Here is a 13,433-nt window from a genome sequence, read left to right as displayed (position 1 = left end):
GAACTCCTCATGGACTTTCGATGAAACTTACTGCCTCGAAGCAATCGAAGCAGAGAAAGGTGTAGAGAAGACCGACATCTGCAAAGGCGAGGTCATCTCCAATAGAATCTAGTTGCGACACAAAGGTCATCTTAGCATCGCAACTTGGGCAAACCGGGCAGGGGCTTTCATGTATCAGATCAGGCGCGCCGCCGAATTTCGAACGCGTTCCAATATCGGTATCTGCCCATTTGAAGCCCATCTTCTGTTTGGCTTCTTCTGATACTGGTGTCACTGTGATTTTGAATTCAGGTAGCGTCATGGATCAGGCCCGGTCCGCTGGGGAGCCAGGCATTAAGTCGTAGGGGTGTTTCCATCCCGGTGTTTCAGAAATATTGGTCAGCCAGCGGTCAATGTTTGGCCACTCAGCGCGGTCAAAGCCAAAGGGCTCTGGGTAAAAGAGGTAGGAACAGCAGGTCATGTCGGCATTGGTCAGACTGTCACCCACAAGCCAGTCGCGCCCCTCAAGATGTTTGTTGAGGATATCATAGGCGCCTTTCAGGCGGCCCTGATTGAAGGCAATGACTTCTTTGGGCTGTTTGTCTTCCGGCATGAAGTTGATCAGAAAGCGGGTCATGCCAGCAAAAGAGCTGAACTTGTGGTTGTCCCAGAACTGCCAGCGCAGGATCTCACGACGTTCGGCGCTATCTTTACCTGCGAACTTTCCAGTCTTTTCTGAGATGTAATCTTGAATGACTGAGGATTGTGTCAGCCTCACTTCGCCGTCCACCAAAACAGGCGCTTCACCCATTTCGTTGACGTTATGCCGGTACTCATCGCTGCGGGTCTCGCCTGCGAAGAAATCGACTTTCACAGCGTCCCAATCCAGTCCGGAAAGCTCCAGAGCCAGAGCAGCTTTGTACGAATGTCCGGATTCACCGAAGCAATACAGTTTGATCGTCATGCCGTCCTCCCCTTGGCAAATTTAGGCACGCCTATGGTCACCGTTTTCTAGCATCCAAAGTCGCGTTGAACTGGCGCAAGCGTTGCGCCAGTTGTTCGTCGTCTGTCACGGCGTCAAGATTTTCAAACAGAAAGGAAAGCGCCTCACCTTCATCCAATCCCGCGTATGCCGCAAAGCTGCGCAGCCTTCTGTAACCATCCTCTGTCATTGCGACAGGGAAACGACGGGTCAGTCTAAAGCGCTTGGGCATCTGTCCTCCACAGTCACGCCAATGAACGATGGTTGGGCGGGGTTTCCCCCGCCCAACCAGATCAAAATTGGTCTGCGGCCAGCGCCATCACGGTGTCGCCACCAGTCTGGATGCGTGCCAGATGCATACCGGTCGCAGGCAGGCGTCGCGCCATATAGTAGCGGCCGGTTGCCAGCTTGGTTTCATAGAAAGCCGCGTCGCCTTCACCAGACGCCAGCGCTGCATTGGCGGCTTTCGCCATTTGCGCCCACATCAGGCCAAGGCAAACGTGGCCGAACAGGTGCATGAAGTCGTTGGAGCCAGACAGCGCATCGTTGGGGTTCTTCATTCCGGCTTGCATAAAGTACATGCCCGCAGCTTGAAGATCTTTGGAGGCTGCTTTGAGCGGGTCGATGAAGCCCTTTAGCGCGTCGTCGTCACCGTTTTCTTTGCAGAAAGTTTTTACCAAATCAAAGAACGCCATGACGTGCTTACCGCCATCTGTGGCAAGCTTACGACCAACAAGGTCCAGCGCCTGAACGCCGTTTGCGCCTTCATAGATCATCGCGATACGGGCGTCACGGGTGAATTGGCTCATGCCCCATTCTTCGATGTATCCGTGGCCGCCATAGATCTGCTGAGCCTTGACGGTCATGTCATAGCCCTCATCGGTCAGGAACCCTTTGATGACCGGAGTCAACAAAGAGATCAGGCCGTCTGCGTCTTTGTCGTTGGCACGATGTGCTTGGTCAATCATCGTCGCGCCCCAAAGAATGAACGCACGTGCGCCTTCTACAAAGGACTTCTGATCCATCAGAGAGCGGCGAATGTCTGGGTGCACGATCAATGGATCCGCAGGGCCATCTGGGTTCTTCGCGCCGGTCACATCGCGGCCTTGCAGACGGTCGTTCGCATAGACCACTGCGTTTTGATAAGCCACTTCAGCCTGCGCGAGGCCTTGCATGCCCACACCCAAACGCGCTTCGTTCATCATCGTGAACATCGCGCGCATGCCTTTGTTCAGATCTCCGATCAGATAGCCTTCGGCCTCGTCGTAGTTCAGCACACAGGTGGAGTTGCCGTGGATGCCCATCTTCTCTTCGATGCTGCCAACAGACACGCCGTTGCGTGCGCCGATGGTGCCTTCGTCGTCCACTAGGAACTTTGGAACAATGAACAATGACACACCTTTGATGCCATCAGGCTCGCCTGGCACTTTCGCCAGCACGAGGTGCACAATGTTGTCTGCCATGTCGTGGTCGCCAGCCGAGATAAAGATCTTCTGACCGGAGATTTTGTAGGTGCCGTTTTCTTGCGGCTCAGCCTTCGTGCGCATCAGGCCAAGATCAGTCCCGCAGTGGGGTTCGGTCAAGTTCATGGTGCCGGTCCACTCACAAGAGACCATTTTTGGCAGCCATTTGTTTTTCTGCTCATCCGTTCCATGCGCCAAAATCGCCGCAGCCGCGCCGTGGGTAAGGCCCTGATACATGGTGAAAGCTTGGTTGGAGGCTGAGAACATCTCTCCGACTGCAGTGCCCAAAACATAAGGCATGTTCTGGCCGCCATACTCTTCAGGCATGTCCAGCCCGGTCCATCCGCCTTCTTTTACCTGTTCAAAAGCGTCTTTGAACCCGGTCGGTGTATACACAACGCCGTTTTCCAGACGACAGCCTTCATGGTCTCCAACAACGTTCAGCGGCGCTAGAACTTCACCTGTCAGTTTGCCTGCTTCTTCCAGCACTGCGCTTGTGAAGTCAGCTTCCAATTCATCGTAGCCAGGGGTGTCAGAGTTGGAGACGTTCAAGACGTTGTGCAGGACAAACTGCAGGTCTTTTACGGGCGCTGTATAGGTTGGCATTTTCTCTTCCCTTTGGAGTTTCCGGTTTGGAATTTCTAAACGGCGCTTACTGCGCTGCGTCTTTTTGGTTCTCTAGGTCGTGCAGAAACTGCTCGCCCCATTTCAGTTGCTCGCGCAAATCGTCGATCGCCTCGTTCAGCTCGTCGCGCTGCTCTTCCATGTCTTTCAGGCGGTGTTGCGCAATCTCGTAGGTGCGCACCAGCTGTGTGGCTTGCTGATCACCCATGTCATACAGGTCCAGAAGTTGGCGGATCTCCTCAAGGGAAAAGCCAAAGCGTTTGCCGCGCAGGATCAGTTTCAGACGCGCGCGATCGCGTTTCGTGAACAGACGCTTCTGGCCTTCACGAACAGGGAACAAAAGTTCCTTAGATTCGTAGAATCTTAGGGTGCGAGGTGTGACATCATAAGTGTCGCACATTTCGCGAATGGTCATCGTTTCTTCGCTCATACTTGTGTCCTTTCGTGTCGGAAGGTGAGAACAAAATGGGCTCTAAAAGAAGGAATACTATATAGGTTGACGTTAACGTAAGTAGGACGTCACGTCACATTTTGAAGTGACGTGGGATCATTTTGGCCCCCTCAACGGCCTGTGCCTTATGTCGGGGCAGACAGCGACATCTCAAAGCTGGTAGCAGATAGGGGCGTCCGTTGGGCGCGAATTTCGAACTTATCTTTAGTTTTTCAGGCGTTAGTCTGTGGCTTGGGTCAGGAAACCAGCGGTTTCATCACGCAGCTCTTTGAGCTCTCGCATGGCTTCTTCTAGCTGTTGGCGTTGTTCTTCCAGCTCCGCCATTTGGCGGTCTGCCATGTCTACAAACGCCTGCATTTGTGCCGATGTGCCGTCGTGCTCATAGATCAAAAGCCACTGACGGATGTCTTCAAGTTTGATGCCAAAGCGCCGTCCGCGCATGATCAAGGTCATACGTGCAATCTCACGAGGACCGAAGTATCGGCTACGCCCCTCACGTTCTGGTTGGAGCAACTCAATATACTCGTAGTAGCGCAATGTCCGAGGTGTGACATCGAACCTTGTGCACATTTCCTTGAAAGTCAGGCGAGTATCAGACATTTGCAGGGCCTCCTTGAACGCAAAACTTAGTTTGCATCTGCGGCGAGAGCAACCGCCCCCTTGAAGCGCGCGTCAAATGCCGCTCATAAATGGCGTTACAAGGTTGGAGGCCGAAAAAATGGATTCACAGAAAGCCAAGATGGCGGAGCATTTCATCAATGCGATTCCACATTGCAGGGCGCTCAACATGACATTGACCAACATTGGTGATGGTAAGGCCGAAATGGAGCTGCCTTACGATGACCGGATTGTTGGTGACCCTGAAACGGGTGTCTTGCACGGCGGCGCTGTATCCGCACTTATGGACACATGCTGCGGCGCCGCTGCGATGTGTCACCCGTCATCGCCCTCGGGGACGGCTACGATTGATCTTCGGATCGACTACATGCGGGCGGCCACACCAGGGCATACTATTCGAACCAAGGCAGAGTGCTATCGCATAACGCGGTCGGTGGCTTTTGTACGCGCGACTGCCATGGATAACGACGATTCTCGGCCTGTCGCCACTGCCACCGGTGCGTTCACTGTGGAGGGGACATAAAATGGTGCGCCCCCGTCCGGAACCGGTTCAAGTGGTCAAACAACGGCGTGACACGGCATTGAGCGCTCTCGTTCATGGCGTTCCCTATATTAATTTCCTTGGAATCGAGTTTGAGCGGCGCGGGGACGAGCTTACTGCCATCCTGCCGTTTGACGAAAAACTCATAGGCAATCCAATGCTTCCGGCCATACATGGTGGAGTGACCGCAGGGTTTTTGGAAACCACTGCAGTGATTGGCCTGGCGTGGGCCGGACTTTGGGATGACATTGAAAGCGGTCGTATTTCGATCGAGAGATTGTCGGAGGGCCACCTTCCTAGGCTGCCCAAAACCATTGACTTTACAGTGGACTATTTGCGATCTGGATTGCCGCGTGACGCTTACGCTAGGGCTCGTGTGAACCGTTCCGGTCGTCGATACGCGTCGGTGCATGTGGAAGCTTGGCAAGATCAACGCAACGTGCTTTTTGCCCAAGCAACGGGTCATTTCTTAATGCCGTCACGTGATGACTGACGAGGCTCCCTCGGTCCGGGGCATGGGGGAAATCACTCACCGCAGGATTTTACACACAGCTCTGCCGATTGTTTTGTCCAACGCCACCGTGCCCATACTAGGCGCTGTCGATACGGGTGTTGTGGGGCAAATGGGGGAAGCCGCTCCAATTGGTGCAGTCGGCATCGGTGCGATCGTTTTGGCAGGCCTATATTGGATATTTGGCTTTCTAAGGATGGGAACGACCGGGCTTACGGCCCGCGCAAGAGGGGCTGGAAAGGACGGCGAGGTCACAGCGTTGCTCACCCGAGCGGTGATGATCGGTTTGGTGGGCGGGCTATTGGTGATCGCCTCCCAAGTCTGGCTGTTTAAGGCGGCGCTCTGGATGTCGCCAGCCTCTGCCGAGGTGGAAGGGCTTGCGCAACAATATTTACGCATACGTGTATGGTCCGCACCTGCCGCCATTGCCATTTTTGGGCTCACGGGTTGGTTGATCGCACATGAGCGTACCAGAGCTGTTTTGGTGATCCAGATCTGGATGAATGGCATCAACATAGTTTTAGATCTTTGGTTTGTGCTGGGCATGGATTGGGGCGTTGCTGGTGTTGCCAGCGCAACCGTAATTGCTGAGGTATCGGGGTGCCTTCTTGCGATTTGGTTGTGCCGAGACGTTTTTGACAATCCGGCATGGAAAGATAGCGCACGCATCTTTGATCCCGTTGCTTTGCGGGAAATGGCGATGGTCAATCGCGATATCCTGCTGCGGTCTCTTCTCTTGCAGGCCATCTTTATGTCGTTCTTGTTTCTCGGCGCAGATTTTGGGGATGTGACCTTGGCCGCCAATCAGGTGCTGCTGCAGTTCCTGGAAATCACAGCATATGCCTTGGATGGATTTGCTTTTTCAGTGGAAGCGTTGGTTGGGCAAGCTTTTGGTGCAAGAGACCGGGCAAGCTTGCGAAAATCCTCGATCATGAGCAGTTTATGGGGGATCGTTTGTGTGGTTTGTCTGTCGCTCGCGTTTGCGTTGTTCGGAGGCACAATCATTGACATCATGACAACTTCTGAGGAGGTGAGGGCAGAGGCGCGTGTGTATCTTCCTTGGATGATTGCCGCGCCGACGATCGGCGTCGCTGCGTGGATGTTCGATGGGATATTCATTGGCGCAACCCAAAGCCGAGAGATGCGCAACATGATGTTTCTGTCGGCGCTCGTCTATCTGTTTGCTTTGCTCTTTCTGCTGCCTGTTTACGCCAATCACGGTCTTTGGATTGCGTTGCTGATCAGTTTTGTCGCGCGTGGCGTGACACTGGCTTTCCGTTATCCCTCGCTGGAAGCAAAAGCTGCCGGGTGATCCGAAATTCTATGAAAATAAGCGAAAAATGGATGTCTCACGCCGAAGTCAGGTGACGAGCTTTGCATGGTGTACCTTCATATTTGTAAAACTTCTTGATCTCGAAGTCGACTCGCCGTAATTATATGAACAACTGTTCAATAACTTGAGGGAGGAGGTGCTCGATGTTTATGCATGCGATGAATTTTGATCTGGGTGAAGACGTCAATGCGCTGCGCGAGATGGTGCATCGTTTCGCACAGGAGCGGATCAAACCGATGGCCAGCGACATCGACCTTCAGAACGCCTTTCCAAATGAGCTGTGGAAAGAGCTGGGCGAACTTGGTCTGCTTGGAGTGACCGTGCCAGAAGAATATGGCGGTGCTGGTATGTCGTACTTGGCCCATGTGATTGCGGTTGAGGAGATCGCGCGGGCAAGCGCGTCTGTTTCGCTTTCCTATGGCGCGCACTCAAATCTCTGCGTGAACCAGATCAAATTGAACGGAACCGAAGGGCAAAAAGAAAAATATCTGACTCGCCTCGTTTCGGGGGAACACGTTGGTGCATTAGCCATGTCCGAACCTTCAGCAGGGTCTGATGTGGTATCCATGAAGCTGCGTGCAGAAAAGCGAAACGATCGCTTTGTGCTCAATGGCAACAAGTATTGGATCACCAATGGTCCGGATGCGGACACTTTGGTTGTCTATGCCAAAACTGATCCGGATGCCGGTCCGCGTGGAATTACGGCCTTCCTGATTGAAAAGGAGATGGCGGGTTTTTCCACTGGCCCGCATTTCGACAAACTAGGTATGCGCGGCTCCAACACTGCAGAGTTGATATTTGAGAACGTCGAAGTGCCATTTGAAAACGTGCTTGGCGAAGAGGGTAGGGGGGTCGCAGTTCTTATGTCAGGGCTCGACTACGAACGTGTTGTGCTTGCAGGCATTGGAACAGGTATCATTGCATCCTGTTTGGACGAGATCATGCCTTACATGGTGGAGCGCAAACAGTTTGGCCAATCCATCGGCAATTTCCAACTGATGCAGGGTAAAATTGCTGACATGTATACGGCGATGAACTCTGCACGCGCCTATGTGTATGAATGTGCAAAGGCTTGCGACGAGGGGCGCATCACACGTCAAGATGCTGCGGCTTGCTGTCTTTATGCATCTGAGGTGGCCATGACGCAGGCGCATCAGGCAGTACAGGCCATGGGCGGAGCTGGTTACCTTTCGGACAACCCAGTGGGTCGCATTTTCCGCGATGCAAAATTGATGGAAATTGGTGCTGGAACCAGCGAAATTCGCCGCATGCTGATAGGGCGCGAATTGATGTCCGCGCAAGCCTAACACGGCGCCAGAGACTGAAAGGGTTAGAGATATGTGGATGATTTTGGCGTTCTCCGCCGGTGTGGCGTCAAGTGCTGCACAACCCGCGACAAACGACTCCACTGGTTTCACGCCAAAAGCCACTGAGACGTGTCTGGCCACAATGGCAGAAAGCCAAGATCCGGCGACATGTATCGGTGCGTCGGCCAACCTCTGTATGGAGACCACCGAAGGCGGGTGGTCGACATATGGCATGAGCACTTGCCTGAACCATGAACTTCAGTATTGGGACGCGCGATTGAATGCGGCATATAAAGATGTGCAAGCCAAGCGCAAAGCCACTGACAAAGAAATGACTGAGTTGGAGTCATCTGCGCCCTCACAATCAGAGTCATTGTTGGCAATGCAGCGGGCGTGGATCGGTTTTCGTGATGCCAAGTGTGACTATGAACGTTCTTTGTGGGGCGGCGGCACAGGAGGTGGGCCGGCCACCGTAAGTTGCCACATGTACATTACAGCGGAACAAGCCCTGTTTCTCGAAGCCGACGCAATGGTGGAATGACATGGGTTTGCGGATTTTAATTGCTGTGGCAGCGGTGCCCATACTTGTGGCTGTGATGCCTTCTTTCGCACAGGGCATAGCGTTTTCGCCGGATGCGACAGAGACCTGCCTTGCCGATATTGATCGCAAAACTGACCGTCGTATCTGTGTGGGTCAATCTGCGAGAGCATGTGAGCAAGGCGGAGATATTGCGGGCTGCATGAGCGCTGAAATCGCCTATTGGGACGCGCGTCTGGATGTCGTGTTTGGCTTGGTTATGGAGCGCGCGATTGGCAAGGACGGAAACGCAACCAGCCTCAATCTGATACCGCGTGATCAAGCTGGTGCTTTGCAGACGGCGCAGGACAGCTGGCTGGCTTACCGCGCTGACGCATGTGCGTTTGAACAAACTTTTTGGAGTTCAGGAGACGCTGACAGCCCGGAAGTGCGTGCATGCCATCTCTACCTGACCGCTGAACAGGTCTTTTACCTCGAAGCAATCGCCTTGATCGAATGAGAAACGGAAACCAACGATGAGCAAAATTCTGTCCAAGGTCCTGACCGGCTCTGATGATTTTGCCGCCAACCGCGCGGCACATTTGGAAATGATAGAGGTCGTTCGCGCCGCCGCACAGGCCGCGGCGCAGGGCGGCGGGGAGAAGTCCCGTGCTCGTCACCTCGGCCGCGGTAAGTTGTTGCCGCGAGATCGTGTGGCGGGTTTGCTCGATCCGGGCTCACCATTTCTTGAAGTAGGAGCTACAGCCGCACATGGCATGTATGATGATGCCGCGCCTTGTGCTGGAGCGGTCGCCGGCATTGGTCAGGTGCACGGCCAGGACGTCATGGTGGTCTGTAATGACGCCACGGTCAAAGGTGGCACCTACTTCCCGATGACAGTGAAAAAACACCTGCGCGCCCAAGAGATTGCAGAGCAAAACAATTTGCCGTGCGTGTATCTGGTGGACAGCGGTGGGGCCAACCTCCCGCAACAGGATGAGGTGTTTCCAGATCGAGACCACTTTGGCCGCATTTTTTATAATCAGGCCAATATGTCCGCCAAAGGTATTCCACAGATCGCCGTGGTGATGGGGTCCTGTACCGCAGGTGGCGCCTATGTACCTGCAATGTCGGATGTGACGATTATCGTAAAAGAACAAGGCACCATATTCCTCGCGGGTCCGCCGCTGGTGAAAGCGGCGACGGGTGAGGTCGTCACAGCTGAGGATCTCGGCGGTGGGGACGTGCATACACGTCTGTCCGGTGTGGCGGATTATCTGGCAGATGATGACACTCATGCTTTGGCGCTTGCACGTGATGCACTGCGTCACTTGAATCGAACAAAGCCTCAAACCGTGGATTGGGCCACGCCTGAAGAGCCCGCCTACGATCCAGAAGAAATCCTTGGGGTGGTGCCTGGGGGACTCAGAACACCATATGACATCCGGGAAGTTGTCGCCCGCGTGGTTGATGGTTCTCGTTTTGATGAATTCAAGAAACGCTTTGGCGAAACGCTCGTTTGTGGCTTTGCCCACGTCAAAGGCTGCCCCGTCGGCATCATCGCCAACAACGGCGTGCTCTATTCCGAAAGCGCCTCCAAAGGCGCGCATTTTGTGGAACTCTGCAGTCAACGCGGCATCCCGCTGGTGTTCTTGCAAAACATCACCGGCTTTATGGTCGGCCGCAAATACGAGGCCGAGGGTATCGCGCGCCACGGCGCCAAGATGGTTACTGCCGTGGCCACCACCAAAGTGCCGAAAATCACCATGCTGGTTGGTGGCTCTTTTGGTGCTGGCAACTACGGCATGGCCGGTCGCGCCTATTCGCCGCGTTTCTTGTGGAGCTGGCCCAATTCGCGCATCTCTGTGATGGGCGGCGAACAAGCCGCAGGCGTGCTGGCCACGGTGAAACGCGACTCCATCGAACGCCAAGGCGGGGAATGGTCCGCAGACGAAGAGGCCGCCTTCAAACAGCCCACGCTTGATATGTTCGAAGAACAAAGCCACCCGCTTTATGCCTCCGCCCGCCTGTGGGACGATGGCATTGTGGATCCGCGCAAAACCCGCGACGTGCTGCACCTCAGCCTGTCGGCATCGCTGAACGCGCCCATTGAGGAGACACGTTTCGGCGTGTTCCGGATGTGATGGGAGCCTTGTGTTGCGCTTCTTCTGACGTATGTCTTGCCGAAGAGTTTTTGATGCCTCTGCATTCCCTCGTTGAAAGCATGGGTTCTCTTGAGCTGAGGCAATGTGAAGTTTGCGGAACAAGGTGGATAACCGATCCGGAGCATCAAGAGCCGAGATTCGCGTTTCGCAAAGAGGCGTTCGCCAACAACACCGAAGTTGCGATTTCCAAGGCGCGTCGTGGCTTTCTTGAAGAACACAAAGACCAACTTAGCAAGATTTGCATTTGGCGTGATTGCACTCAAAGAGCCATGCTAGGCCTCGAATTTTGCAAGGATCACGTCTCGGGAGTATCGCAACATGTTTGAAAAAATCCTGATAGCCAACCGCGGCGAAATCGCCTGCCGCGTGATTGAAAGCGCCCGTGGCATGGGGGTAAAAACCGTCGCCGTCTACTCTGACGCCGACGCCACCGCCAAACACGTCGCACTCGCCGATCAGGCCGTGCACATCGGCGGCGCGGCGCCTGCAGAAAGCTATCTGAAGGGCGACGTGATCATTCAGGCGGCACTCGACACTGGTGCGCAGGGCATTCACCCGGGCTACGGCTTCTTGTCGGAAAACCCGGAGTTCGTCGACGCGGTAGAAGCTGCTGGCCTGACTTTCATCGGCCCCTCGGCAGATGCCATTCGCGCCATGGGCCTGAAAGACGCCGCTAAGGTTTTGATGGAAGAGGCCAACGTGCCGGTTGTGCCCGGATATCATGGTGCCAATCAGGATCGTGTCTTCTTAGCCAAACAGGCAGAAGTCATCGGTTATCCCGTATTGATCAAAGCGGTCGCGGGCGGCGGCGGCAAAGGGATGCGGCTCGTAGAGCAGGCCGCCGATTTTGAAGATGCCCTCGCAAGTGCACAAGGCGAAGCGACCACGGCTTTTGGCAACCCAGATGTGTTGATCGAAAAATATGTCACTTCGCCACGTCACATCGAGGTGCAGGTCTTTGGTGACGGAGAAAAGGCGGTGCATCTGTTTGAGCGCGACTGCTCTCTGCAACGCCGCCACCAGAAAGTGATTGAGGAAGCCCCCGCACCGGGGATGACCGCCGAAATGCGCGCCGCCATGGGGGACGCGGCCGTGCGGGCTGCTGAGGCGATCAACTACAAAGGCGCAGGCACCATCGAATTCATCGTTGATGGCTCTGACGGGCTGCGCGCGGATGGTTTCTGGTTCATGGAAATGAACACGCGCCTTCAGGTCGAGCATCCTGTGACAGAATTGATCACGGGCGTTGATTTGGTCGAATGGCAGCTCCGCGTGGCTGCAGGCGAGGCCCTGCCCCAAAAACAGGACGAGCTGACCATCACTGGGCACGCCTTTGAAGCGCGCATCTACGCCGAAGACGTGCCGAAAGGGTTTCTGCCTGCAACGGGCACGCTTAGCCATCTGGCGTTTCCCTCCGAAGCGCGTGTCGACAGCGGTGTGCGCGCAGGGGATACGATCAGCCCTTGGTATGATCCGATGATTGCAAAGCTGGTGGTGCATGGCCCGACTCGCGACGTGGCGCTTAAAAAGCTAGAGCGCGCGCTACGTCGGACGGATGTTGGAGGCACTGTCACCAACGTGAGTTTTCTGGCGTTGTTGGCTGCGCAACCCAATTTCGTTGTTGGGAATGTTGATACCGGACTTATCGAACGCCACATCGATCAACTTGCGGCTCAACCTTCCGCCTGTACCAAGGCGCGTTCGGTGGCGGCGCTTACAGCGATGGGCTTGTGGCCACTGGATGGATCTGCGCCGGCCGAAACGCTGGTTCTGTGGTCTCCACTGACACATTCGGTGACGCTTGTGCACAATGATCATCGGTTTGAGGTCGACGTTCGAGTGGACGGAACCGGAGACTATACAGTGACGGTTGGCGCAACCATCCATCGGGTGGCTTTTCGCGCGAACAGCTGGTGGATTGACGGCTCAAAAGTATTGGCCCGCGCCGCTCGGGAGGGCGACGAGTTGACCGTTTTCTGGGGCAATGGCTATCGCTTTGACGTGGTCGACCCTCTGGAACGTGCTGATGAAGAGTTGGCAGGTGGTAACCTGATCGCAGCCCCCATGCCTGGTTTGGTGAAAGCAGTGTTTGCCCAAGGTGGTCAGCATGTGGCGCAGGGTGAGCGGCTCGCCATTTTGGAAGCGATGAAAATGGAGCACGCTTTGCTCGCGCCCCGCGATGGCGTCGTGGCGGAAGTCATGGTCAGCGAAGGGGCTCAGGTTGAAGATGGCACTGCGCTTATCCTGCTTGAAGATGACACAGAGCAGGCCGCATGAGCGTCCGTGTCCATCATGTGCCGTTCTCACGATCGTTCCGTGTTCTTTGGATGTTGGAAGAGCTTGGCTTGCCAGCAGACATCGTGATGCACAGTATCCGTACAGGCTCGATGCGTACACCTGAGGTGCAATCGATTAGCCCTGCCGGACGCGCGCCAGCGGTCGAAATGGACGGCGTCACGATGTTTGAAAGTGGCGCAATCCTTGAATATCTCGCGGAACAGCATCCGGAGGCGGGATTGGGTGTCGCCGTGGGGCATGTGGAGCGGCCGCGGTTTCTCCAAATGATCCATTTTGCGGAAACCCAGGCCAGCTTGATCGAGCAGTTGAACATGTCACATGTGTTTTTGCGTGATCCCGCGATGGCCTCGCCGACGGTGATAAAACTCAACACTCGTCGCCTGCAGGCCACATTGTCGGCCTTGGAAACCATGCTGGAAAGCGACAGCTATCTGTTGGCACGCGGCTTTTCGGCAGCCGACATTATGATGGGCTTCAACCTCTTTGCAGCGTCCTACTACGTTGTGCTGACAGATTACCCAAAAGTGTTCGCATACAGAGACCGGTTGGCGAACCGCCCGTCTTATCATGCGGCGCGTGCAAAGGACGGGCAGCAAGAGTTCTACGCACAAGATTTCTATCCTATTCCTGAAGGGAGCTAGCCG

Annotated in this window: 15 protein-coding genes; 9 read left to right on the top strand and 6 right to left on the bottom strand. The window is 55.0% G+C overall.

What is annotated here, in order from left to right; translation table 11 throughout:
- Positions 1–7: 7 nt before the first annotated feature.
- The 6 genes from ABWV47_RS12510 to ABWV47_RS12485 form a co-directional block, all read right to left on the bottom strand.
- Positions 8–301, bottom strand: a complete 294-nt coding sequence (locus ABWV47_RS12510) for a hypothetical protein (RefSeq protein WP_353312298.1) — start codon at positions 299–301, stop codon at positions 8–10.
- A 3-nt stretch (positions 302–304) separates the two neighbouring features.
- Positions 305–943: a glutathione S-transferase family protein gene (locus ABWV47_RS12505; RefSeq protein WP_353312296.1), complete on the bottom strand. Its 639-nt coding sequence runs from the start codon at positions 941–943 to the stop codon at positions 305–307.
- 37 nt (positions 944–980) lie between these two features.
- Positions 981–1,193, bottom strand: coding sequence for a hypothetical protein (locus ABWV47_RS12500; RefSeq protein WP_353312294.1), 213 nt, complete (start codon positions 1,191–1,193; stop codon positions 981–983).
- 61 nt (positions 1,194–1,254) lie between these two features.
- Positions 1,255–3,030: an acyl-CoA dehydrogenase C-terminal domain-containing protein gene (locus tag ABWV47_RS12495; protein WP_353312292.1), complete on the bottom strand. Its 1,776-nt coding sequence runs from the start codon at positions 3,028–3,030 to the stop codon at positions 1,255–1,257.
- A gap of 46 nt (positions 3,031–3,076) precedes the next feature.
- Positions 3,077–3,478, bottom strand: coding sequence for a MerR family transcriptional regulator (locus ABWV47_RS12490; RefSeq protein WP_353312290.1), 402 nt, complete (start codon positions 3,476–3,478; stop codon positions 3,077–3,079).
- Between the two features lie 240 nt (positions 3,479–3,718).
- Entirely contained in the window at positions 3,719–4,099 is a 381-nt protein-coding gene (locus ABWV47_RS12485; protein ID WP_353312288.1) for a MerR family transcriptional regulator, read from the bottom strand.
- Positions 4,100–4,217: 118 nt separating this feature from the next.
- On the opposite strand from ABWV47_RS12485, the gene ABWV47_RS12480 reads away from it, so the two are divergent.
- The 9 genes from ABWV47_RS12480 to ABWV47_RS12440 all read left to right on the top strand — a co-directional run bounded on the left by ABWV47_RS12480 (position 4,218) and on the right by ABWV47_RS12440 (position 13,430).
- The gene (locus tag ABWV47_RS12480) at positions 4,218–4,640 is read left to right on the top strand and encodes a PaaI family thioesterase (RefSeq protein ID WP_353312286.1); all 423 of its coding nucleotides are present in this window, start codon (positions 4,218–4,220) and stop codon (positions 4,638–4,640) included.
- Position 4,641: 1 nt separating this feature from the next.
- On the top strand, positions 4,642–5,151 hold the full coding sequence (locus tag ABWV47_RS12475; protein ID WP_353312284.1) for a PaaI family thioesterase: 510 nt from the start codon (positions 4,642–4,644) through the stop codon (positions 5,149–5,151).
- Positions 5,144–6,481, top strand: coding sequence for an MATE family efflux transporter (locus ABWV47_RS12470; protein ID WP_353313860.1), 1,338 nt, complete (start codon positions 5,144–5,146; stop codon positions 6,479–6,481). The genes ABWV47_RS12475 and ABWV47_RS12470 overlap by 8 nt, the downstream gene beginning before the upstream one ends.
- Positions 6,482–6,645: 164 nt before the next feature.
- Entirely contained in the window at positions 6,646–7,809 is a 1,164-nt protein-coding gene (locus tag ABWV47_RS12465; RefSeq protein WP_353312282.1) for an isovaleryl-CoA dehydrogenase, read from the top strand.
- A 31-nt stretch (positions 7,810–7,840) separates the two neighbouring features.
- The gene (locus tag ABWV47_RS12460; protein ID WP_353312280.1) at positions 7,841–8,350 is read left to right on the top strand and encodes a lysozyme inhibitor LprI family protein; all 510 of its coding nucleotides are present in this window, start codon (positions 7,841–7,843) and stop codon (positions 8,348–8,350) included.
- A gap of 1 nt (position 8,351) precedes the next feature.
- Positions 8,352–8,846, top strand: coding sequence for a lysozyme inhibitor LprI family protein (locus tag ABWV47_RS12455; RefSeq protein ID WP_353312278.1), 495 nt, complete (start codon positions 8,352–8,354; stop codon positions 8,844–8,846).
- Positions 8,847–8,862: 16 nt separating this feature from the next.
- A complete protein-coding gene (locus tag ABWV47_RS12450; RefSeq protein ID WP_353312276.1) occupies positions 8,863–10,470 on the top strand; it encodes a carboxyl transferase domain-containing protein in 1,608 nt (535 codons plus the stop codon).
- A gap of 339 nt (positions 10,471–10,809) precedes the next feature.
- The gene (locus ABWV47_RS12445) at positions 10,810–12,768 is read left to right on the top strand and encodes an acetyl/propionyl/methylcrotonyl-CoA carboxylase subunit alpha (protein ID WP_353312274.1); all 1,959 of its coding nucleotides are present in this window, start codon (positions 10,810–10,812) and stop codon (positions 12,766–12,768) included.
- Positions 12,765–13,430: a glutathione S-transferase family protein gene (locus ABWV47_RS12440; RefSeq protein WP_353312272.1), complete on the top strand. Its 666-nt coding sequence runs from the start codon at positions 12,765–12,767 to the stop codon at positions 13,428–13,430. Before ABWV47_RS12445 ends, ABWV47_RS12440 begins: the two co-directional genes overlap by 4 nt.
- The last annotated feature ends 3 nt before the right edge of the window (positions 13,431–13,433 follow it).

Source organism: Shimia sp. NS0008-38b (assembly GCF_040370365.1).
In the GTDB taxonomy this organism is placed as follows: Bacteria; Pseudomonadota; Alphaproteobacteria; order Rhodobacterales; family Rhodobacteraceae; genus Shimia.
Note: the sequence above shows the minus strand (reverse complement) of the source record. Positions and strands in the feature narration are given on the sequence as shown.

Excerpts from the sequence above, each read along its gene's own strand:
- ABWV47_RS12510 (WP_353312298.1), bottom strand. The coding sequence starts at position 301 with ATGACGCTACCTGAATTCAAAATCACAGTGACACCAGTATCAGAAGAA.
- ABWV47_RS12505 (WP_353312296.1), bottom strand. The coding sequence starts at position 943 with ATGACGATCAAACTGTATTGCTTCGGTGAATCCGGACATTCGTACAAA.
- ABWV47_RS12500 (WP_353312294.1), bottom strand. The coding sequence starts at position 1,193 with ATGCCCAAGCGCTTTAGACTGACCCGTCGTTTCCCTGTCGCAATGACA.
- ABWV47_RS12495 (WP_353312292.1), bottom strand. The coding sequence starts at position 3,030 with ATGCCAACCTATACAGCGCCCGTAAAAGACCTGCAGTTTGTCCTGCAC.
- ABWV47_RS12490 (WP_353312290.1), bottom strand. The coding sequence starts at position 3,478 with ATGAGCGAAGAAACGATGACCATTCGCGAAATGTGCGACACTTATGAT.
- ABWV47_RS12485 (WP_353312288.1), bottom strand. The coding sequence starts at position 4,099 with ATGTCTGATACTCGCCTGACTTTCAAGGAAATGTGCACAAGGTTCGAT.
- ABWV47_RS12480 (WP_353312286.1), top strand. The coding sequence starts at position 4,218 with ATGGATTCACAGAAAGCCAAGATGGCGGAGCATTTCATCAATGCGATT.
- ABWV47_RS12475 (WP_353312284.1), top strand. The coding sequence starts at position 4,642 with ATGGTGCGCCCCCGTCCGGAACCGGTTCAAGTGGTCAAACAACGGCGT.
- ABWV47_RS12470 (WP_353313860.1), top strand. The coding sequence starts at position 5,144 with ATGACTGACGAGGCTCCCTCGGTCCGGGGCATGGGGGAAATCACTCAC.
- ABWV47_RS12465 (WP_353312282.1), top strand. The coding sequence starts at position 6,646 with ATGTTTATGCATGCGATGAATTTTGATCTGGGTGAAGACGTCAATGCG.
- ABWV47_RS12460 (WP_353312280.1), top strand. The coding sequence starts at position 7,841 with ATGTGGATGATTTTGGCGTTCTCCGCCGGTGTGGCGTCAAGTGCTGCA.
- ABWV47_RS12455 (WP_353312278.1), top strand. The coding sequence starts at position 8,352 with ATGGGTTTGCGGATTTTAATTGCTGTGGCAGCGGTGCCCATACTTGTG.
- ABWV47_RS12450 (WP_353312276.1), top strand. The coding sequence starts at position 8,863 with ATGAGCAAAATTCTGTCCAAGGTCCTGACCGGCTCTGATGATTTTGCC.
- ABWV47_RS12445 (WP_353312274.1), top strand. The coding sequence starts at position 10,810 with ATGTTTGAAAAAATCCTGATAGCCAACCGCGGCGAAATCGCCTGCCGC.
- ABWV47_RS12440 (WP_353312272.1), top strand. The coding sequence starts at position 12,765 with ATGAGCGTCCGTGTCCATCATGTGCCGTTCTCACGATCGTTCCGTGTT.